Origin of the sequence: Streptococcus sp. HF-2466 (genome assembly GCF_015594645.1) — a bacterium.
GTDB classification, from domain to species: Bacteria; Bacillota; Bacilli; order Lactobacillales; family Streptococcaceae; genus Streptococcus; species Streptococcus anginosus.
The window spans coordinates 1-20,733 of the sequence record NZ_JADNQU010000007.1; the positions used below are offsets into that span (position 1 = coordinate 1).

Below are 20,733 nucleotides of genomic sequence, written 5' to 3' on the forward strand. Positions count from 1 at the left end.
TTGAGTTCTCACTCATTTCTGTCACTGACAGATTTATTGTTTCTTCTTAATGTTTGACGGACTGTCTTCTTAAACAGTCGCCTGCACATTGGTTCGTCTTGTTCAGTTTTCAAAGGTCTTTGTCGCCCCTCAAGCGACAACTATCTTAGTATATCATCTCCTTCTCTTCTTGTCAATACCTTTTTTCATCTTTTTTTACTTTTCTTAAACTTTTTCTTCCAATTTTTTCTTCCTCCTCTTTCTTATCTCCTGTAAACTGCTAAATACTTGTACTGGTCATACGAAAGAGAAAATATGTATAAACTAAAAATTCTATGACCTATTATCATAGAACTTTTATATCACTTTTCTATATATTTATTGTTTATCTCTAACAATCATCTCAGCTATCCTATTTATGGCTTAATTTTCTAGTCAAAAAATCACCAGCAAACTGAATGGCAAAGATAAGTACAATGATAATAACTGTTGCTAAAATCGTTACATCGTTATTATAACGATTGAAGCCATAAGCAATCGCAACATTCCCGATTCCTCCAGCACCGACTGCACCAGCCATTGCAGTCTCGCCAACGAGAGAAATGAGAGTGACTGTTGTCACACGAATCAAATCTGGCAAACCTTCTCGCAGATAAACACCGACAAGATCACCAAAAGTTGCTCCACTAGCTTGGGCGGCCTCGATAACACCGCCGTCTAACTCAGCGAGTACAACTTGAACTTGGCGAGCAAAGAAAGCAAATACTGCAAAAGAAAGAGGTACGATAGCTGCATTTGGTCCAATACTAGTCCCCACAATCAAGTGTGAAAAAGGTGAAAGAACAGCTAACAAAATAATAAATGGGATAGCACGGAAGATAGACGTGATTTTGTCTAAAATCCAAAAAGCTACTTTATTTTCCAAGACACCTCCTGGAGCAGTCAAAACAAGAAAAAGCCCTGCAATTAAACCTAACAATCCGCCGATAATAAAAGAAATGACTGTCATATACAATGTCAAGTAAATAGCTGTTCCCCAGCCAGCTTGACCGCTCCAACCCATTCGATAAACATTCGGCAAGTATGTTTGAATAAAATTTTCCATCTATGCTCCTCCCTTCAATACTGTCAATTGAACACCAGCTTCACGAATGGCTGTTTTAGTAGCTGCTAGATTTTCCTTTTCACCAGATAAAACAACGACCAATTCCCCGACAGGCGTTCCACCTAAAATTTCAATATTTCCATAAAGTATGTTGGCAGTAACTTGATGATGTTTGTAAATTTCATTCAGTAAGGGTTCATCTGTAGAGGTTCCTGCGTACTTCATTTGCACCAAGAGGCTATTTTTTGCCAAATGTTTGACAATTTCTTGCTGTTCAATCTTGCCCATAGCTTCATCAATTCCTGTTGCAGTCGAGATGAAGTCTTTGGTTAAGTCTTGCTGAGGATTAGAGAAAATATCCAAGACAGAACCTTCTTCAATCAGTTGGCCGTCTTGCATCACAGCGACACGATTAGCAATGTCTTTAACAATTTGCATTTCATGAGTAATCAAAACAATCGTTAATCCTAACTTTTGATTCAAATCTTGCAATAACGTTAGGATTTGCTTAGTTGTTTTAGGATCTAGAGCAGAGGTTGATTCATCAGAAATCAAGATTTTAGGGTCATTTGCTAAGGCACGTGCGATTGCAACCCGTTGTTTTTGCCCTCCAGAAAGCTGAGAAGGATAATTTTCAGCACGATCTGCTAAACCGACCAACTCCAACAGTGTACGCACTTTTGCTCTCTTTTCTTCTTTTGATAAGCCAGAATGTTTGAGCGCAAAAGCGACATTTTCTTCTGCTGTCAATTGACTCATCAGATTAAAATGTTGAAAAATCATGCCGATGTCTTGACGTTTGCGACGTAGCTGTTCTGCTGTCAAGGTTACTTTATTGTCAAAAAGAACATCATCATCTACAATAATTTTCCCGCTCGTTGGAACTTGCAGTAGGTTAATGACACGAACCAAGGTTGATTTCCCAGCCCCAGAATAACCGACAATTCCATAGATATCTCTTTCTTGAATATGAATAGTCACATCTTTAACTGCTTGAATCTGACGTTTCTTTTGTTGAAAGGTTACATCAATGTGATCTAACTGAATCATTTCTTTACTCATAACTTGCAATCAGCTCCTCTACTAATTCAATATGGGTGTAATAATCTGCAATGCGTACATTTTCGTCACCGCCATGGTCTCGACTATTCGCATTTCCAAGTCCAAAGGCGACCATTGGTACCTCAAGTGCTTCAAATACCGTATGCATCGGTCCTGTACCTGCTGTAGTTGGTAAGACAGAAACTCCTTTTTTATAGAATTTCTTAGCCAGTTTAATGACATTTAAAATCGGCGACGCACTCATATCACTACGATAGCTCATTTCTCCCAAAGTATAAACTAATTCTACCTTATCAAAACCATTTTTGTCGAGTTGTTTGCGAATCAGTTCTAACACTCTATGAGGTTCCAATCCTGGTACTAAGCGAACTTCTGCTTTTGCTGAAGCCTCTGACGGAAGAATCGTCTTCACTCCCTGACCTTGGTAACCAGAAGTAATTCCTTCAATATTCAAAGATGGTTCAAAGAAAATGCGATTTAAAAAAGCTTTTTTCTCCTCTTGTAATAAAGGTAATTCCAAACCATAAATAGCTTGTACTTCTTCTGGACTGCGTTGAGCGTATTTTTCTACTAAAGCTAACTCTCGTTGATTAGGTGCGATTACTTGATCATAAAGTTCTTCTACCTGAATACGTCCATCCTTACCTCTCAAGCTAGCAAGGGCGTTCAACAAGTACCAAGAAGCTGAATCAATCACACCACCAAAGCTAGAATGAATGTCCACTTCTGCACTTTTAACCTTGATATCAAACGTGACAATTCCCTTATTTCCACCAGAAATTTCAAGTTGACCTAAAGAATTTTTAATGCCTTGTTCCCAAACCAACAGGTCTGCTCCATGTAGAAGAGATTTGTGTTTCTCTAGATATTTCTCCAAATCAACCGAAGCTGATTCCTCCGCACCTTCCATGATAAAAATGACAGTAACAGGCAAGTCATCATGCGTTTGTAGGTATTTTTGAACAGCCGTCAAACGTGCAATAATATGCCCTTTGTCATCATCGACTCCACGACCATACATACTACCATCCCGAATAGATAGAGTGAACGGATCATCTGTCCAAATTTGATCACTATCTGCCGGAACTGTATCATAGTGGTTGTAAAAAATAATTGTCTTAGCTGTTGGATTCTGACTTTTAAATTTTGCTATCACAAATGGCGCTGTATAGCTTTCATCTAATTCCACCTCTGCACCGGCTTTGATAAAGATTTCTTTTAGATAAGCAGCAACTTCTTGTAGACCAACCTGTTGGGCAAAGATTGATTTTTTAGCAATCAACGCCCGTAAAACGGCAATATAGTCTTGTGCCACCATATCCTCGTCAAATCTTTTAATTTGTTCTTCTTCACTTGAAAATGTCATCTTTTTTCCTCATAGTTATGGCGACAAAACTCAGTCGGCGATTCCAACTGAGTTTTGTCAAACTGAAATACAGATAAATAGGGTGAGTCTTACCAAACTGGTTGATCTAGACCATCTGATGTTTCGTCAACTACTTTTTTGACTTCATCTGTATGATAGGCTTTGATAATTTTCTTAATGGCATCTGCTTTTGGAGATTTTTCCCAATCTTTTTTAGCTGCAATGATATTAAACCATTGTTTTGAGTTTTTATCTTTTGGTTCAACAAACAGAGCTTTTTTAAAATCAATTTTTGCTTCGGTAACAAAAGTATTATTGACAACAGCTGCATCTACAGATGTCAATGAACGTGCTGTTTGACTGGCATCCAATTCTGTAATTTTCAATTTCTTTGGATTTTCTTTGATATTTGCCACAGTTGCCAATTCATTCCCAGATTTGTCTAATTTAATCAGACCTGCAGATTGCAATAGATTGAGTGCTCGACTTTCATTTGTTGCATCATTTGGAACTGCGATTTCTGCACCATTTGGAATTTGACTTACCTTCGTATATTTATTTTTCCCATTTTTTGTACCAGAATAGAGGCGAATTGGGGCAATATAAGTTTCAGCTGCTGCAACTAAGTTTTGCTTGTTTTCCTTATTCCAGTTGTTCAAAAAATAGTAGTGTTGGAAAGCATTGATATCCACTTCACCATCAGCAACTGCTTTATTCGGTTGAGAGTAATCCGTAAATTCTGTAAATTGCAACTTGATGTTATCTTTTTTCAACAACTCTTGAATCTTGCTCCAACGTTTTTCTTCCGAATCACTTTTTGTCATCACACCAATTTTAACTGTCTTAGCATCAGTATTTTTATTTCCCGAACCACAAGCTGCTAAACCAATTACTGCTGTCGCTGCTAGAGCTGTTATTCCAAACCATTTTTTCAATTTCATTTTCATTCTCCTTTAAAAATCTTATGAAAATAGTATCGCACATATTTATCTGATTGACAAATTGTTATTTCATAACAAAAGGTATAGCTATAAACTATAACTGTTTTGTGTAAGAAAACCAGCTGAAACTTTGAAACTAGCTGGCTTTACATTCTCTTATTTCAAATCTGCTTCCGCTGGCAAGTAACTACCGCCAAAAAATTTTTGGGATAATTTTTCCAGAGTTCCGTCTTTATACAACTCTTGAATGCGCTTATTAACAAATGTTTTCAACTCATCTTGTCCTTTTGCTAAAAGCGGATAAACATAAGGTTGTTGATGGCTTGGTAAATCAATCACTTTTAGGTGGTTCAGTTTTTGATTTTTAATAACTGTTTCAACACCGATTTTATCAAAAATCTTATAATCAAACTTTCCATCGTTTAAATGGTTCATAATTTGTTGAAAATCCGCTTTTGTATAGCTAATTTTCGTTGGATTGTTAGCATGTGCTTGATTGTATTTTTCTAATTGTGCTGCAGTCGTTGTCCCTTGTACAACTTCTGTTGTTTTACCACCAATATCATCCAGCGATTGGATACTTTTATCGTCTTTTTTCACCACTAAAACGTTTGGATTTTTAGCAGTTGGAGCTGCATACAAATACTTGCCAGCCCGTTCTTTTGTATAGCTGATATTGTTCACTGCCATTTGGTAGCGATCGCTATCTAGACCAGCGAAAATACCAGACCACTCTGTCGTTTCAAATTTGACCTTGTATTTGTCAGAATCTTTGAAGATCGCACGAACTACTTCGATTTCATAACCTGTTAGTTTACCATTTTCTTCATAGTTAAATGGTTTGGGTGAAGCATTCGTTGCGACTTTAATTTCTGTTTTTCCAGATGAAGTCGTTGATTTTGAATTGGAGCACGCTGCTAAAGCTCCTATTGTCAAAAAACCAAGGGCTGCTAAAGAAGAATATTTCAACACTTTTTTCATATTCCTATAATAACCTCTTTCATTAAGATAAGTCTTATCATATCAAATATTTTCCTTCTTGACTATTATTTGATTTTTATCAAAGTGATAGATTTTCTTTATCAAGTAGAGCTAAACGAAATCCGATTTTTACCAAACATTGATACATTTGACGAATAGTGGAAAACTCAATTACTTTTCTAAACTAGCTGCGCGCGTTAAAGCGACATCAATATTAGCACAAAAGTTGTCTGCACCAACTCTATCAATAAAGCTTGCTTTTTCCATGATATGGTAAGGTTGTTCGTTGACATTTGCCAAGGATCTCTTCAAGAGCATCCAACCCCGAAATATCCATTGCAGACACACTGCGCATACGAAGAATTAAGACATTTTTACCTTGTTCAGACAAAAGAAGTCCTTGATTTGTCCAACGATGATTCCAAGGGTAAATCCAACAGTGATGGTCTTTGAAATAAATTTAATCAGATCACCAAAATGCAACAAACCTATGCCAATGAGCATAAGGCCAGCTAAGAAAGTAGCCACTGTCAGACCAGCCAGACCGTATTGCGCAATAATTCCATAAATGATAACAACCAAAGCGGCTGTTGGCTCACCAATCTGAACACGACTCCCACCTAAAAAAGGAAATGAAAAAACCAACTACAACAGCTGTATAAAGATCTTGCTCTGGATTGACCCTCGAAGCAATCGCTAAAGCAATTGACAATGGTAAGGCAATAATTGCCACGATAATCTAGCTACAAGGTCTTTGACAAATTGTGCACCCGAATAATTCTTTACCATACTAAAAACTTAGGATTGATATGCTTAAAAGCGTCCATTTCCCCCTCCTCTTTTTCCCTGTTCCCAAACGCTTGCGAGAATCTTATTACCATTGTAATATAACCCCATGTAAAATCTCTAGATGACCTGAATATGAAAACTTACCAGAAAGGGCGATAGTTATTTCACCAACGCCTTTAACAATTATTCTCATTCGTTTCTATCCTTTAGTGAGGAGATAGAAAGGCTGGTTAAACCAAGTCCAAGCATTGTCAGTGCAGCCTTAGTGTCCACTTTTCCTAAAGCAGATAAAACCACTACAACAATCCCCATGGCTACTCCAAGTCCTCTCAACACGGTGTCAACAATATCAGATTTTCTATTTTTCTTGTTTTCTTTCATCACTGTCTGTCCTTGCATCAGCTCATCTACCGATGTATCAAACAGGTCTGCTAATTTAGGAATGGTATTAATATCTGGATAGGATAAATCTCTTTCCCATTTTGAAACAGCCTTATCAGTGACCCCCATCTTTTCAGCCAGTTCTAATTGTGTCATCCCTTTTGCTTTCCTTAATGATGAAATCATCATACCTAGTGTTTGTTTTTTCATCAGATTTTTCCTCCCTCCATTTGCTAATTATATTGTAGCACCTTTTCTTACAAACTCAATCGACCAATAGTTTACTTCTCTCAACTTATAGTTTATCACTGGTTTGTCTGCTTTTTACGCTCCTTATTTGAATTTTTAGAATAAACTAAGCTACAACAAGCAGTCTTGGAAACCAACCTCACTCTTCAACTACATATTATTAGCTAGCCACCTTTTCTACCAAACTCCATGTCTACTCTATCAAAGTAAAGAAGATACTAGCTCAACATACATACGGTCTTATAACTAAATTTCTTAAAAAACACTGAGAGATTAGTAAGTAACAAAAAAAGAGACTGGGACAAAATTATCTCAGTCTCAATCTGTAGTGGTAGGACAGAAGTAAAAATTAAAAATATTTACTTCTGTCCCACCACCTCTTTCTTCACTATTAAAATCCTTCTACATTTGTATAAATCTTTTGTACGTCTTCATCGTCTTCTAAAACAGCATACAATTTTTCAAATGTTTCTAAATCTTCGCCTGATAACACCACATCAGATTGTGGAATCATTTCCAATTCGGTAACTTGGAATTCTTCTACACCAGATTCACGGAGAGCCGTCAAAGCCTTGTGCAGGTCTGTTGGTGCTGTATAAACTGTAATGCTTCCATCTTCTGCTTCTACATCATCTACGTCTACATCTGCTTCTAACAGTTGTTCAAAGACACTATCTGCATCGTCTCCTGCAAACACAATCACACCTTTATTATCAAACATATAAGAAACTGAGCCACTTGCTCCCATATTTCCACCGTTTTTACCAAAGGCAGAGCGAACATTTGCTGCAGTACGGTTGACATTTGAAGTTAGTGTATCAACGATGAGCATAGAACCATTTGGTCCAAACCCTTCATAACGCCCCTCTGTAAAGGTTTCGTCTGTGTTTCCTTTTGCCTTATCCAGTGCTTTGTCAATGACATGCTTTGGCACTTGCGCTTGTTTCGCACGTTCAATAACAAATTTCAAAGCTGAGTTCGATTCTGGATCTGGCTCTCCTTTTTTAGCTGCTACATAGATTTCAACACCAAATTTAGCATAAACTTTTGAGTTTGCACCATCTTTGGCAGTCTTTTTTGCCACAATATTGGCCCATTTACGTCCCATTGGATATTCTCCTTTAGATTTTCACTTTTTCAATCTTTCTTATTATATCACAAGTCAGGTTGAATTTCACTAGCAAATTATTGACAATGTCTAGCTCTATAAAATAATTTTGTATCAATCTACTATTATCGGGATTTTCCCAAAATTCTGCTCCTCTAGTTGGGCGTTCCCTAGCTGATAAATACAATCAGCTCGCTGGGTTAAGGAATCCCATGGTTCTTGACCGATGCGACTGATGAAGTCTGTTTTCCCTTTCATCTTTTTAAGATGTTCTCGACCTGCTTGAGTAAAGCCCAAGATATGAATACCGCTAGGCAACTGATCATTTCTTGCACCGACCAAAATATAAGTCAGAATTCGTCTGATTCGTGCTTTCGTATATCGCTTGGTTACGACTTGTTCGACCAACTCCTCTACGCTATAACTGCTTTTCACTGCTTCCTGCAAGCGCACCGCAAGTTCTTGATTAACCTGATAAAAACTCGTCAAATCGGGATGACTGATAATCTGGTAACGCAGCAAAGGATAGAGTGCTGACCAGGTCACTTTGGGAGACTGAATCAGCAGTTCATGAGCCGGGGTAAATTTCTCCAAAAAATCTGGACAATTAAGACGATCTCTAAGAGCCGTAGCAGAGGCGTATTTTAAATTTTCTTCTTGTGAATGATAACCAGCTCCCTGACGTTTGATTGGGAGAAGCTCGATAGCCTTATTCGCGCAAGCTTTAGCATAGGACAGCCCTAAAATGTGATTGGGTGTATTGCCTGTGAATTTCACACCAGCAAACTTTTCCCACATTTTCTGCGTTTTCTGTGGATAAGACAAATCATCTGGCAAGCTTTGCAAATAGTCCACCATTTTCTGTCGATTGTCCCCATAAATCTGTGAAAAGTGTTGATAATCTAAGACCTCTTCCGTACCAAAGGCTAACTTATTCACACCTAGACGTTCTAAAATGTCCATCGCACCTTGTGCAAAGTAATCCGCTGACTGAACAGCCACCAAAAATGGCAATTCAACCACCAAATCAGCGCCATTTCGCAGAGCCATTTCCGCGCGTGTCCACTTATCCACAATCGCAGGCTCACCACGTTGGACAAAATTACCCGACATAGCAACAACCTTCACACCATCAGCCTGCGACAGCAAATATTTGTGACCATTGTGAAAGGGATTAAATTCTGCGATAATACCAGTAACAGTCATCTCATTTCTCCGCCACAAAAAACCAACGTTTGCTTTCCTTTTTCGGTGCTTGGTCTTCAAAATCTGCATAGATTTTAACATTTTTAAATCCAGCTTGTTCCAGTAAAATATCATAGGTCAGAATTTCGTAAGTGCGTTCTTCGTGGACTTCGTCGTAACGTGTGAAGCGTCCGTCTTCGTCTTGCAAGAAGAAGGTCAATTCATGCACGACTGAATGGGGTGCTTCATCGGCGTATGTATCCCAGACCATGGCAAATTCATCAGCGTTTTCATGGTAAGAATAGCCAGGAAAAACTGTATCAGTTTGGTAAGTTGAGTGCACATCAAAAATGAAAACGCCGCCTTCGTTTAAGCAGTGGTAAACTTGCTGAAAGACATCACCGACTTCAACTTCATCGACCATGTAGCAAATTGAATCAGAGTAACAAGTCACCAAGTCGTATTTACCAACCTGCGACAAATCAAGCATGTTGCCCTGTCTGAATTCAATAGCTTCACCTGCTTCTTTGGCACGTTTACGAGCGATTTCAAGCATCTCATCACTCAAATCAAGTCCTGCCACATCAAAGCCAGCTTTGGCAAAGCGTACGGATTGAATTCCTGTTCCACAAGCTAATTCTAAGAGCTTTTTCTTATTTTTTGGAAAATGGCGGAGCGAAAAATCGGTCCATTTATCATAAAGACTATCATCCATAATAGCATCATAGACTGATGCGAAGGTTTCATAAGTTGTCATCTTATCTAGAAGTACCAAAAAGGTACTCTTCCTTTCTTCTCATTGAAAGAGGTTGGGACAATGTCCTCAACCCTCATCGTTTTTTATCTACAAGGCTTGTTTCTCAAGCAATGGTGTCACATCCACACCAACGGCTTCATGCCAGAGTTTTTCAAGGTTGTAGTGATTCCGCATTTCCTCAGAAAAAATATGAACAACCACCTCGCCTAGATCCAAAAGTACCCAGCCTCCAGCAGAGTCTCCTTCTACATGGCTAGCTGATTGCCCTGCTTCTGTGACTTTTTCACGAATATTATCAGCAATAGCCTCTAGTTGACGGCTGTTCATAGAGCTGGCAATGACAAAATAGTCTGTCATCGTCGTCAATCCTTGCAAATCTAGCACAGTAATGTCTTCTGCTCGTTTTTCATCCGCTGCTTTTACAACAATTTCTAATAGTTCTTGTTCTTTCATGTAGTCCTCTTCGTTTTAATGTTTCTCTAAATAGTGTACATAAGCATTGTAAGTTTCCAAAGTTTGAGGATAGATAGGCAAGCCCTTGTGTGCCAAGTGTTCCACTGTATGTGCCGTTTCATAAGCCACAGCTTGGTTGAGCGAAACATGAGCAATTTCACGCGCTTGCTCCACTCCTGGAAAGTCCCGATTAGGCTCAATATAGTCTGCTACATAAACCACCTTATCTAAATCGGACATCTGAGCAGAACCTACGGTATGAACCTCAATAGCTCTCAAAATTTCTGGATCTGTCAACCCTAAATCTTCCTGAATTTTATAAATGCCGACCATGCCATGCCAGACATTATTTCCCCAATCTTTCAATGCTGGATCCAAAGCATACTTATCAATCAGCGCCAGAAATTCTTCGTCAGAGAGCTTTTTCGCATAATCATGGAGCAGACCTGCCAAACCAGCTTTTTCTACATCTGCTCCGAAGCGCTCTGCCAAGTTAATCGCTGCTTGTTCCACTCCAAGGCAATGCTTAAAACGTTTTTCTGGTAGAAGTTGCTGCATTTTGACTAAAAGTTGCTCACGAGAAATTCCCACATAAGTTTCATATCCCATTGTAAAGCCCTTCTTTCTCAATATAGTCTAAAACTGGCTTGGGTAGGAGAAAATTCGGCGTCCGACCTTGAGCCAGAAAAGCTCGAACCATACTCGAAGAAATATCCATCAACGGCACATCTACCCAGATAACTGGATAAGATGTTCCTGCTTTATAGCGGGGGCGCTGAACCCCAACAAATTGAACCAAATCGACTAATTCGTCAATCCGATGCCACTTGGGAAGGTAATCTACCATATCCGCTCCGATGATGAAATAATAATCTGTATCTGGATGTTTTTCCGTCAAAAATTTCATCGTATCATAGGTGTAACTAATCCCTTTTCTCTCCAGCTCAATGGTTTCAATTCCCAGACCTTCAATGCCTTCAATTGCCAACTCTAGCATTTTCAGTCGGTGCTTCTCATCAATCGTTGATTTTTTATCAACATGTGGTGGCTCATACTCAGGCATCAGCAAGACCTGCTCTAAACATAATTGTTGCCGAACTTGATCAGCTACGACCAAATGGGCATTGTGAACTGGATTGAAATTTCCACCTAAAATCCCAACTTGCTTTCTTTTTTTTGCTTTTACTTCTGGTTCCAACTTCACCTTGGTGAAAGGAGTCAGTAATTCAATTGCCATAGGCTGCTTCCTCTAAATTTCTTTTACCTTTACTGAAATTTTGCGGTTTTCTTTTTTGCTAGACTGCTTGTACAGAATTAAAGTGCGACCAATTTTTTGAACAGTATTCACACCGATTTCCTCTTCGAGAATTTCTGATACTTCATGGATGTTCTCATCTGTATTTTGCAGAAGAGTTACTTTAATCAATTCTCTAGCATCTAGAGCTTGACGAACACTCGTTTTAATCTGGTCGTTGAGACCGTTTTTGCCAATTTGAATGATTGGTTTGAGACTGTGAGCTTGACTATTTAAAAAAGCTCGTTGTTTGGATGTTAATGACATAGATTCCTCTTTTGTTTCTTATTTCGTTTATCTTCTCTTTATTTTTCTAACAGCCATTTCCTCTTAGATAATGGCTTTGCGGATCACTACTGCTACTCCCTCTGGCGCCCAGGCTGCAATCTTTGCTGGTCCTGTCACACGAATCCAGCCCAAGCCTGAAAAAACTACATCTGTTTTGGCTTCAATTTTCAACTCATGTTTGACTAACTGAGGAAAATCTGATACTTCTTTTTTAGAGGGCGGTGTTAGCAAAGAGCCAACATGCTTTTCATAAAATTCGCCCGCTCCCGCAAGCTTGGTGCGGTGCAATTTGAGTTCATTGTCAAAATAAGCCGTAAAGCCCTGCTTATCACCCGACACAAAATCAAAGCGTCCCAAGCCCCCTAAAAAGAGGGTTTGTTCACGATTGAGTTGATATGTTTTGGGCTTGATTTCCTTTTTCGGACTGATATATTTGAGATTTTTAGCAGACAGATAATGAGCCATTTGGTGGCGGTGGATAATCCCTGGTGTGTCGTAGATATGACTGCCGTCAGCCAGCGGAATTTCAATCTTATCTAGTGTCGTCCCTGGAAATCGTGAAGTCGTAATAACTTCCTTATCTCCGGTAATTTCCTGAATAATGGCATTGATAAGCGTGGACTTACCGACATTGGTCACACCGACCACATAAACATCTCGACCTTTCCGATAGTGCTCAATCTTTTCAATCAATTCTTTAATCGCTTGCTTGTTTTGAGCTGAGGTCAAAACTACATCAACAGGGCGCAGTCCTTCCTCGTGAGCCCGCTCTGTCAGCCATTGGGTAACCTTTCTCGTCTTGACCGACTTGGGGAGAATGTCTTTTTTATTCCCAACCAACAGCACATCATTGCCAGCCACAAAACGTGGCAAACCCGGAATGACTGAACCATTAAAATCAAAAATATCTACTACATTGACTACGAGAGCATTGCTGTCGCCGACTTCGTGGAGAAGTCTGAGAAAATCATCGTCAGTCAATTGCACATCGGTAATTTCGTTGTAGTGACGCAGACGGAAACAGCGCTGACAATACAGCTCACCTGTCTCCATTCCCTTTTCCAAAGCCGACTGAGGGGTGTAGCCAAGCCTATCCTTATATTTTGTCTGAATCGGTGCTCCGCACCCAATACAGAGAATGTCTTCCATGTTTAAATTCCTTTTTTATACTCAATCGGTTCGTATTTTTCGGTGATTTTTTTCAACACACGACGCTCACGAGCTCGATTAATCTGGGTCTTTAACGAATCATGCTCGACCAGTGGCTTGACCAAAATCGAACGAATTCCTGCTCTATGAGCAGCTCGAATATCAGTCATGAGCTGATCTCCCACCATAACCACTTCATTTTTCTCAAAATGAAATTCTTTCAGTGCCCGATCAATCCCCCAAGTGAATGGTTTCATAGACCAACAGACATAATCAATCTCAAACTTTTCAACTGCTCGCTTCACTCGTTTTTTAGTGTTATTGGACACTACAATAATCCGAATTCCTGCATCGCGCACATCATGGAGCCACTGCTTCATTTCTGGTGTTCCATCGGGATTGTTCCATGCGATAAGAGTATTATCTAAATCCACCAAAACAGCCTTGATACCGTGTTTTTTTAAACTTTCAACTGTCAAATCGTAAACTGCCTCAATCGCAAAATCAGGCATGTAGTTTTCAATTGCCACATTTCTCTCCAAACATTATACTTCTACCTATTTTAACATAAAAAAAGAGTTTTCGCACCCTAGATTTTTTCATCGATTTTATGTACAATTTGCCAAAAAATGTTTAAAAATGTTATAGTAAGAATAGAGAATTTAACACGGAGGAATTTATGGCAAATACGAGCAAGAAAATGACTGCCGTTTCCCCTTTTTTACAAAAATTTATCAACTGGTCTTCTATTATCGGAGCAGTTGGGACGGTGATTTTCTGTATCTGGGCCTATTATGCTGGCATTTTACAATCCAAAGAAACCCTGTCAGCCTTTATTAAGCAAGCTGGCATTTGGGGACCGTCACTCTTTATTTTCCTGCAAATCCTACAAACAGTTGTTCCTATTATTCCTGGAGCTTTGACTTCGGTTGCTGGTGTCTTCATTTATGGTCATATCATTGGTACCATTTATAATTATGTTGGTATCGTCATTGGCTGTGCTATTATTTTTTATCTAGCGCGTACCTACGGTCCGGCTTTTGTCCAATCTGTCGTCAGCAAACGCACCTATGACAAATACATTGGCTGGCTGGATGAGGGCAATCGTTTTGAGCGTTTTTTCATCTTTATGATGATTTGGCCTATCAGCCCAGCAGACTTTCTCTGCATGCTGGCTGCCCTTACGAAAATGACTTTTAAAAAATATATGATAATTATTGTATTATGCAAACCAATCACACTGGTCATTTATACTTATGGTTTGACGTATATTATTGATTTCTTTTGGCAATTATTTTCAAAATAAAAGGCAGAGTGAAATAAACAGCTCTGTCTTTTTATAAGATCCCTTTTCTTTTTTCCAATATCAAATCTTTTATAGAAATCAAGGCGACCGCTGATAAAATCATAAACATACCAGCAAAATCTACGAGATAAAATTGCTCGTGCATAATGAGAAAGGCGAAAAACACAGCCGATATAGGCTCAACAGCCGCTAGAAGGCTAGATTTCACAGGCCCGACTAAACTGGTTCCTTTGAGAAACAGTGTATAGGCGAGGATTGTCCCCACTAAAATAATCCCCGCTAAAGCCAGATATACTTTCATTGACAACTGCCAATGAAAACGCAAAATACCGCTAAATGGCGTTAAGACAATGCCTGCTAGCATCATGCCCACTCCAATCACCGGAATACTACCCCATGTCTTTATCAGCTGAATCGGAATAAGAATATACAAAGCGTAAGTGAATGCGGCAAACAGCCCCCAGAACAGTCCTGCAGGTGTGACAGATAACTGATTGAGTTGTCCATGGGTGGCAATCAAAAAGGTTCCACCAACCGCTAATATCATAGACAATACTTCTGTCACAGTAGGTGCAACACGGTCTTTGAGACAAGTGTAAGCAAGGATTCCCACCGGACAGACATATTGTAAAACGGTTGCCGTTCCTGCATTGCTTTCATAAATAGACTTTAAATAAGCAAATTGATTGAGCAACAATCCTAACAAAGCAAACAGTGCCAAAGACATTATTGCTTTTCGGTCTTTTATCATTTCAATCAATTTTCTACGATTAGCTAGCACCATATACAATACCAACAAAGCCCCTGCGATTATAAGTCGGACATTTGTTAAAACTAAAACCGGAAATCCATGCGCCATCAAGTATTGTCCGCTCGTCCCAGACAAGCCCCATGCAATTCCTGCGACTAAGGTTAAAATGGTGCCCTTTGCTATTTTTGACATATCTTACCCCTAAACTTTTCCATTTTATGATTATAGCACAAAAAATCAGCCAAAACGACTGATTTTTTAGATTTTACAACTTCGCTAATTCCTCATTAAGTAGCTTTTGAGCTACTTGTGGATTGGCTTGACCTTTGGTAGCTTTCATGAGCTGACCAATCAGGGACTTGGCTGCATTTTTGTTGCCACTCTTGTAATCGTTAAGAGCTTTTTCATTGTTAGCAAAAACCTCTTGAATGATTGGCAGAAGTTGTGCTGGATCAGAAATTTGCACCAAGCCAGCTTTTTCAACGTATTCCTTGGCTGACCCACCATTTTTCGCCAAATGAACAAAGACTTTTTTGGCAATTTTAGAGGAAATCGTACCGTCTGCCACCAAACTCAACATTTCAGTCAAATTGACTGGTGTCAAACCGATTTCTTCAATGGTTTTACCTTCCGCATTGAGATATTGAGCCACCTCACCTTGGAGCCAGTTTGACACAGATTTTGCGTCTCCGCCTGCTGCCACCGCAGCTTCAAAGAAATCTGAGATGTTCTTCGTCGCTGTTAATTGCTTAGCATCATAGTCTGACAATCCAAAGTCTGCCTTGTACTTAGCCCGACGTTCTTTTGGAAAGGCTGGTAAATCTGAGCGCACTGCCTCAATCCAACTATCATCAATCTCAAAAATTGGTAGGTCAGGCTCTGGGAAATAACGATAATCTGCCGAACCTTCTTTAACCCGCATCAAAAGAGTTTCGCCTGTTGCTTCATCGTAACGGCGAGTTTCTTGACGAATCTGACCACCGCTACGCAAAATCTCAGCCTGACGTTTTTCCTCAAAAGCCAAGCCCTTACGAACAAAATTGAAGGAATTAAGATTTTTTAGTTCTGTCTTGGTTCCAAACTCTTCTTGACCATAAGGACGAATAGAAATATTGGCATCCACGCGCATGGAGCCTTCTTCCATTTTGACGTCAGAAATACCCGTATACTGGATAATTTCTTTGAGCGCCGTTAAGTAAGCATAAGCCTCTTCTGGACTGCGCATATCAGCTTCTGAAACAATCTCAATCAAAGGCACCCCTTGACGATTAAGGTCAACATAAGAATAACCATCGCTGCCATGAGTGTTCTTGCCAGCGTCCTCTTCCAAATGAGCCCGCTCAATGCGAATTTTCTTAGTCGCACCGTCTTCCAGCTCGATTTCAATCCAGCCATTATAACCAATCGGCTCGTCAAATTGAGAGATTTGATAGGCTTTCGGATTGTCTGGATAGAAATAATTCTTGCGATCAAAGTGCATCTTTTGATGAATATCCATATTGAGTGCCAGAGCAGCCTTAATACCGTAATCAATAACTCCCTTGTTCATCACCGGCAGGACACCTGGGAAAGACCAGTCAATGATATTGGTGTTGGTATTTGGATCTTCCCCGAAATGAGCCGGTGCTGGTGAGAAAATTTTTGAATTTGTTTTTAATTCAACGTGGACTTCTAGTCCAATAATCGTTTCAAAGTTCATTATTTTTCACCTCCAAAAATGACTGGTTTTTGCTTGTGGTAGTCTGTCGTTGCTTCAAAAGCTGCTGCTACTTGGTAAATCGTTTCTTCATCAAAATGATTTCCAATCAATTGCAGCCCAACCGGCAGACCATCCGCAAAGCCTGCTGGAATGGAAATGCCAGGAAGCCCTGCTAAATTGACCGGAATGGTCAAAAGATCAGCCAAATACATAGCTACTGGATCGTGACTTTGAGTTCCTAAGTCGTAAGCAACCGTCGGCGCAGTTGGTCCTAAAATCAAGTCATACTTTTCAAAGACCTTGGCAAAATCCTGCATAATGAGCGTCCGAACTTGACCCGCCTTTTTGAAATAAGCATCATAATAACCAGACGATAGACTAAACGTTCCGAGCATAATCCGACGCTTCACTTCCTCACCAAAACCTTGACTGCGAGATTTGACATAGACGTCCTCTAAGTTTTCAATCTCTTCTGCCCGATAGCCATAACGAATCCCGTCAAAACGTTGCAAGTTGGAACTGGCTTCAGAAGAAGCGATGATATAGTAAACCGCTACCCCATATTTGCTGTGGGGCAGGCTAACTTCTTCAACAATCGCTCCCAGACTTTCCAAATGCTTGGCAGCCGCTAAAATGCGTTCCTTGACTTTTTCATCAATCCCTTCACCCATATATTCTTTCGGAAGAGCAATTTTTAATCCTTTAATATCTTGGCCAATCTTGCTAGTGAAATCAGGAACAGCTCGTTGAGAAGAAGTTGAGTCTTTTTTGTCATTGCCTGCAATTACGCCCAAAAGCTGAGCGTTTTCTTTGACCGTCCGAGAAAATGGTCCAATTTGATCCAACGAGCTCCCAAAAGCAATGAGTCCAAAACGAGAAACACGCCCATAAGTTGGCTTCAGTCCGACCACTCCGTTAAAGGAAGCTGGCTGACGGATAGAACCACCAGTATCAGAACCTAAAGACAAGCGAACTTGACCAGAAGCAACTGCTGTCGCTGAACCACCAGATGAGCCTCCGGGAACTTTTGTAGCGTCCCAAGCATTTTTCGTAGTCTTAAAATAAGAATTTTCACTGGAGCCGCCCATGGCAAATTCGTCCATATTGGTCTTACCAATGACAATCATGTCTTTTTCATGGAGTTTTTCCACACTGGTTGCATCGAAAATCGGCTTGTAATTGTAGAGTATCTTGGAGGCAGCTGTCGTCAGAACCCCCTTAGTAGAAATATTGTCCTTAACAGCTAGTGGAATCCCGCTCATAAAATTATCTGCATCAATTCCCTTCGCGTCTACTGCTGCCGCTTGCGCCAATGCTTCTTCTTCACTAATCGTAATAAAGCTATCAATGGAACTTTCTCGACTCTTAATATCTTCCAGAGTAGCTTTCGTCAGCTCAACTGCGGAAAGTTCCTTTTTGACAAGGAGATTATGCAATTCTTCAATTGTTTTTTGATTCAAAGTCATTAGGCGTCTCCTCCGTCATCTAGAATAGCAGGCACTTTGATATAGCCTCGCTCCTTTTCAGGAACATTTTGGAAAAGTTCTTCTCGATTCCAACCTGCAACTGCTACATCTTCACGCATATAGTTGACATTTTCTGCAACATTTGATGTAAAAGGCACACCAGTCGTATCAACTTCGTTTAACAACTCCACCATATCCACAATTTTTGACAAAGTTGTCGCAAATTCTGCCGTTTCTTCAGGTGAAAAAGCTAGTTTTGACAGGTTGGCAACATGCGTTACTTCCTCTTGAGTAATTTTCATCTCTGTTTCCTTTCTCTTCTTTTATTTTTCAGCATAACCGAAAAACAACCATCTTCTTATTTTATCACAAATAGGCTTAGTTCTTCAATTCCAAATGAAGTTCTTTCACTTGACTCGCATCTACTTGGCTGGGACTTTCTAGCATAGGATCAAAACCAGTTCCATTTTTAGGAAAGGCAATGACCTGACGGATATTTTCTTCACCAGCTAAAATCATAACCAATCGATCCAAGCCCAGTGCTAGACCACCATGCGGCGGAAAACCATAATCAAGCGCTTCTAAGAAAAAGCCAAAGTCACGCTCGTAATCTTCTTTTTCCATACCCAGAAGTTCAAACATAGCTTCTTGACTCTTTCGATCATGAATCCGTAAACTACCGCCCCCAATTTCATAGCCATTAAGGACAATATCATAGGCATGACTTTTGATTGAAGCTAAATCTTCTTTCTCATTTTCAAAAATTCCTTGGGTGAATGGGTGGTGCATGGCTTGATAGCGCCCCTGCTCCTCATTCCACTCTAGCAAAGGCCAATCCAGCACCCAAAGGAAGTCCAGTCGACTCTGATCGATTAAGTCTAATTGTTTGGCAATCTCCAATCGCAAGTGCCCTAGAGCTTCTTGGGCTTGTCTTTTCTTGGCGATGACCAGTAAAAGCAAATCACCGTCTTGCGCTTCGAATTGGTCTACGAAAGCTGTTGCTTCTACTTCAAAAGTCGAAGCCAAATCCCCTTGAAATTCACCTGCTTCCACCTTAAGACTAGCAAACCTACTAGCTCCAAATTCTTTCATTTCCTGATAGAAATGACTGAGCTGCTTCTTCGTGAAAGAATCCGTAGCATTTGGAACACAAATGCCCCATAATTCTTCGTGATGAGCAAAAGCCTGCTTCAGCAAAAGAGAGGGATTATCCTGACAGAGATTGGTCAGATTTTTTAATTCCAAACCAAATCGCGTATCCGGCTTATCTGTACCAAAGCGGTTCATGGCTTCTTCATAACTGATAGTCGGAAAAGCTTCTGTCAGCTCCAAACCATGAGTTTTCTTAACAACCGCTTTGAGCATCTCTTCTACAAGCATGCGAATGTCTTTTTCACTAGCAAAGCTCATTTCCATATCGACCTGAGTAAATTCAGGCTGACGGTCTCCTCGTAGATCCTCGTCTCGAAAACAACGAACAATTTGATAATAACGCTCCAAGCCAGCTCCCATTAAAAGTTGCTTCAACATTTGCGGACTTTGTGGCAAGGCATAAAATTGATTTTTAAAAACTCGACTAGGAACCAAAAAATCTCTGGCTCCTTCTGGTGTAGATTTCGTCAAATAAGGTGTCTCCACTTCCAGAAAATCCTTACCGTTTAAGTAGTCACGAATTGTGCTGGTTACTTGGTGACGAAGTTTGAGGTTCTCTGTCATCTTACTCCGACGCAAATCCAGATAGCGATATTTCTGTCTCAACTCTTCTCCTGTATGGGCGTGCTGATCGAGTTCAAAAGGAAGAGGCTTACTACTTGCAAGGATTTGAATTGCCTCTGCTCGCAGCTCCACCTGTCCAGACTTGATAGCTTTGTTGACAAAGCGGGCTTCTCGCTCGACAACTTCTCCTGTAACAGCAATCACATCTTCTTTATGTAGATGTTCAATTTCAGTAAAAGCCGGGCTATCACCTGCGACAAAAATTTGAAGCAGTCCTTCTCGGTCTCGTAGCTCTATAAAAGCCAATTTCCCATGATTTCGGATATTTGCAACCCACCCAGTCGCTATCATTTTCTGACCAACTTGTTCCAAACCGTAGTTTCCAATAAAAACTTCTTTCATATTCTCTACCTCTTTCTAAATTCATTTCAGTTAAATCGTCAACTTGCCACAAATTACTTATAGAAATCTACGCCCGTAGCTCTAGATACTAAAAATAGGAAGCATTTTTTGTTTACAGCTTTTGTCCAACTAACAAAATTGCAACCGCTCCTCTAAGTACTAAGAATTATAAGGAACATTGACTTTACTACGTAAATCTATAATCATAGCTCTAAACGCTAAAACATTAAGAGCTATAGAAAAACGGCTTCCGCCTGTAAAACAGACGAAAGCCGTGGTACCACTGTTATTCGTTGCATTGCAACC

At 39.9% G+C, this 20,733-nt stretch carries 22 protein-coding genes and 1 pseudogene; 1 reads left to right on the forward strand and 22 read right to left on the reverse strand.

The features are described from left to right. Positions 1 to 391: 391 nt before the first annotated feature. The 17 genes and pseudogenes from IYQ91_RS06480 to IYQ91_RS06555 form a co-directional block, all read right to left on the reverse strand. Positions 392 to 1,084: a methionine ABC transporter permease gene (locus IYQ91_RS06480; RefSeq protein ID WP_003031017.1), complete on the reverse strand. Its 693-nt coding sequence runs from the start codon at positions 1,082 to 1,084 to the stop codon at positions 392 to 394. Further along, a complete protein-coding gene (locus IYQ91_RS06485) occupies positions 1,085 to 2,146 on the reverse strand; it encodes a methionine ABC transporter ATP-binding protein (protein WP_195673404.1) in 1,062 nt (353 codons plus the stop codon). Next, positions 2,139 to 3,512 (reverse strand): M20/M25/M40 family metallo-hydrolase, encoded by a 1,374-nt coding sequence (locus IYQ91_RS06490; RefSeq protein ID WP_195673405.1) that lies wholly within the window; start codon positions 3,510 to 3,512, stop codon positions 2,139 to 2,141. The genes IYQ91_RS06485 and IYQ91_RS06490 overlap by 8 nt, the downstream gene beginning before the upstream one ends. A gap of 89 nt (positions 3,513 to 3,601) precedes the next feature. Beyond that, the gene (locus tag IYQ91_RS06495) at positions 3,602 to 4,453 is read right to left on the reverse strand and encodes a MetQ/NlpA family ABC transporter substrate-binding protein (RefSeq protein WP_039677716.1); all 852 of its coding nucleotides are present in this window, start codon (positions 4,451 to 4,453) and stop codon (positions 3,602 to 3,604) included. A gap of 156 nt (positions 4,454 to 4,609) precedes the next feature. Further along, the gene (locus IYQ91_RS06500; RefSeq protein ID WP_195673406.1) at positions 4,610 to 5,434 is read right to left on the reverse strand and encodes an amino acid ABC transporter substrate-binding protein; all 825 of its coding nucleotides are present in this window, start codon (positions 5,432 to 5,434) and stop codon (positions 4,610 to 4,612) included. Between the two features lie 244 nt (positions 5,435 to 5,678). After that, a complete protein-coding gene (locus IYQ91_RS10155; protein ID WP_368404839.1) occupies positions 5,679 to 5,789 on the reverse strand; it encodes a hypothetical protein in 111 nt (36 codons plus the stop codon). Between the two features lie 26 nt (positions 5,790 to 5,815). Next, positions 5,816 to 6,261 (reverse strand): annotated as a pseudogene (locus tag IYQ91_RS10110) (SulP family inorganic anion transporter); the annotation flags it as partial. Between the two features lie 151 nt (positions 6,262 to 6,412). Further along, positions 6,413 to 6,814, reverse strand: a complete 402-nt coding sequence (locus IYQ91_RS06510) for a helix-turn-helix domain-containing protein (RefSeq protein ID WP_195673407.1) — start codon at positions 6,812 to 6,814, stop codon at positions 6,413 to 6,415. A gap of 430 nt (positions 6,815 to 7,244) precedes the next feature. Further along, the gene (locus IYQ91_RS06515; RefSeq protein ID WP_003039425.1) at positions 7,245 to 7,961 is read right to left on the reverse strand and encodes a YebC/PmpR family DNA-binding transcriptional regulator; all 717 of its coding nucleotides are present in this window, start codon (positions 7,959 to 7,961) and stop codon (positions 7,245 to 7,247) included. Positions 7,962 to 8,075: 114 nt separating this feature from the next. Continuing rightward, positions 8,076 to 9,167 carry a nucleotidyltransferase gene (locus IYQ91_RS06520; RefSeq protein WP_195673408.1) on the reverse strand — a complete coding sequence of 364 codons (1,092 nt, stop codon included), beginning with the start codon at positions 9,165 to 9,167 and terminating at the stop codon, positions 8,076 to 8,078. 1 nt (position 9,168) lies between these two features. Further along, positions 9,169 to 9,903, reverse strand: coding sequence for a class I SAM-dependent DNA methyltransferase (locus IYQ91_RS06525; protein WP_195673441.1), 735 nt, complete (start codon positions 9,901 to 9,903; stop codon positions 9,169 to 9,171). An 87-nt stretch (positions 9,904 to 9,990) separates the two neighbouring features. Continuing rightward, positions 9,991 to 10,356, reverse strand: a complete 366-nt coding sequence (rsfS, locus tag IYQ91_RS06530; protein WP_049517370.1) for a ribosome silencing factor — start codon at positions 10,354 to 10,356, stop codon at positions 9,991 to 9,993. Between the two features lie 15 nt (positions 10,357 to 10,371). Next, entirely contained in the window at positions 10,372 to 10,965 is a 594-nt protein-coding gene (gene yqeK, locus IYQ91_RS06535) for a bis(5'-nucleosyl)-tetraphosphatase (symmetrical) YqeK (RefSeq protein WP_195673409.1), read from the reverse strand. After that, positions 10,955 to 11,593, reverse strand: a complete 639-nt coding sequence (locus tag IYQ91_RS06540) for a nicotinate-nucleotide adenylyltransferase (protein ID WP_195673410.1) — start codon at positions 11,591 to 11,593, stop codon at positions 10,955 to 10,957. The genes yqeK and IYQ91_RS06540 overlap by 11 nt, the downstream gene beginning before the upstream one ends. 12 nt (positions 11,594 to 11,605) lie before the next feature. Further along, positions 11,606 to 11,917 (reverse strand): ribosome assembly RNA-binding protein YhbY, encoded by a 312-nt coding sequence (gene yhbY, locus IYQ91_RS06545; RefSeq protein ID WP_003026106.1) that lies wholly within the window; start codon positions 11,915 to 11,917, stop codon positions 11,606 to 11,608. A gap of 63 nt (positions 11,918 to 11,980) precedes the next feature. Continuing rightward, a complete protein-coding gene (yqeH, locus tag IYQ91_RS06550; protein WP_195673411.1) occupies positions 11,981 to 13,087 on the reverse strand; it encodes a ribosome biogenesis GTPase YqeH in 1,107 nt (368 codons plus the stop codon). Positions 13,088 to 13,089: 2 nt separating this feature from the next. Beyond that, positions 13,090 to 13,617, reverse strand: coding sequence for a YqeG family HAD IIIA-type phosphatase (locus IYQ91_RS06555; protein WP_003031000.1), 528 nt, complete (start codon positions 13,615 to 13,617; stop codon positions 13,090 to 13,092). Between the two features lie 149 nt (positions 13,618 to 13,766). Between IYQ91_RS06555 and IYQ91_RS06560 the strand changes: the two genes are divergently transcribed. Then, on the forward strand, positions 13,767 to 14,393 hold the full coding sequence (locus IYQ91_RS06560) for a TVP38/TMEM64 family protein (RefSeq protein ID WP_195673412.1): 627 nt from the start codon (positions 13,767 to 13,769) through the stop codon (positions 14,391 to 14,393). Between the two features lie 31 nt (positions 14,394 to 14,424). Here the strand turns inward: IYQ91_RS06560 and IYQ91_RS06565 are convergent, their stop codons facing one another. The 5 genes from IYQ91_RS06565 to aspS form a co-directional block, all read right to left on the reverse strand. Continuing rightward, a complete protein-coding gene (locus IYQ91_RS06565; RefSeq protein ID WP_174720792.1) occupies positions 14,425 to 15,336 on the reverse strand; it encodes a DMT family transporter in 912 nt (303 codons plus the stop codon). Positions 15,337 to 15,409: 73 nt separating this feature from the next. After that, entirely contained in the window at positions 15,410 to 16,843 is a 1,434-nt protein-coding gene (gene gatB / locus IYQ91_RS06570; RefSeq protein WP_195673413.1) for an Asp-tRNA(Asn)/Glu-tRNA(Gln) amidotransferase subunit GatB, read from the reverse strand. After that, positions 16,843 to 18,309 (reverse strand): Asp-tRNA(Asn)/Glu-tRNA(Gln) amidotransferase subunit GatA, encoded by a 1,467-nt coding sequence (gatA, locus tag IYQ91_RS06575; RefSeq protein ID WP_195673414.1) that lies wholly within the window; start codon positions 18,307 to 18,309, stop codon positions 16,843 to 16,845. Before gatA ends, gatB begins: the two co-directional genes overlap by 1 nt. After that, positions 18,309 to 18,611, reverse strand: a complete 303-nt coding sequence (gene gatC / locus IYQ91_RS06580; protein WP_003028817.1) for an Asp-tRNA(Asn)/Glu-tRNA(Gln) amidotransferase subunit GatC — start codon at positions 18,609 to 18,611, stop codon at positions 18,309 to 18,311. Before gatC ends, gatA begins: the two co-directional genes overlap by 1 nt. Before the next feature lie 76 nt (positions 18,612 to 18,687). Continuing rightward, positions 18,688 to 20,427, reverse strand: a complete 1,740-nt coding sequence (gene aspS / locus IYQ91_RS06585; RefSeq protein WP_195673415.1) for an aspartate--tRNA ligase — start codon at positions 20,425 to 20,427, stop codon at positions 18,688 to 18,690. Positions 20,428 to 20,733: the final 306 nt, after the last annotated feature.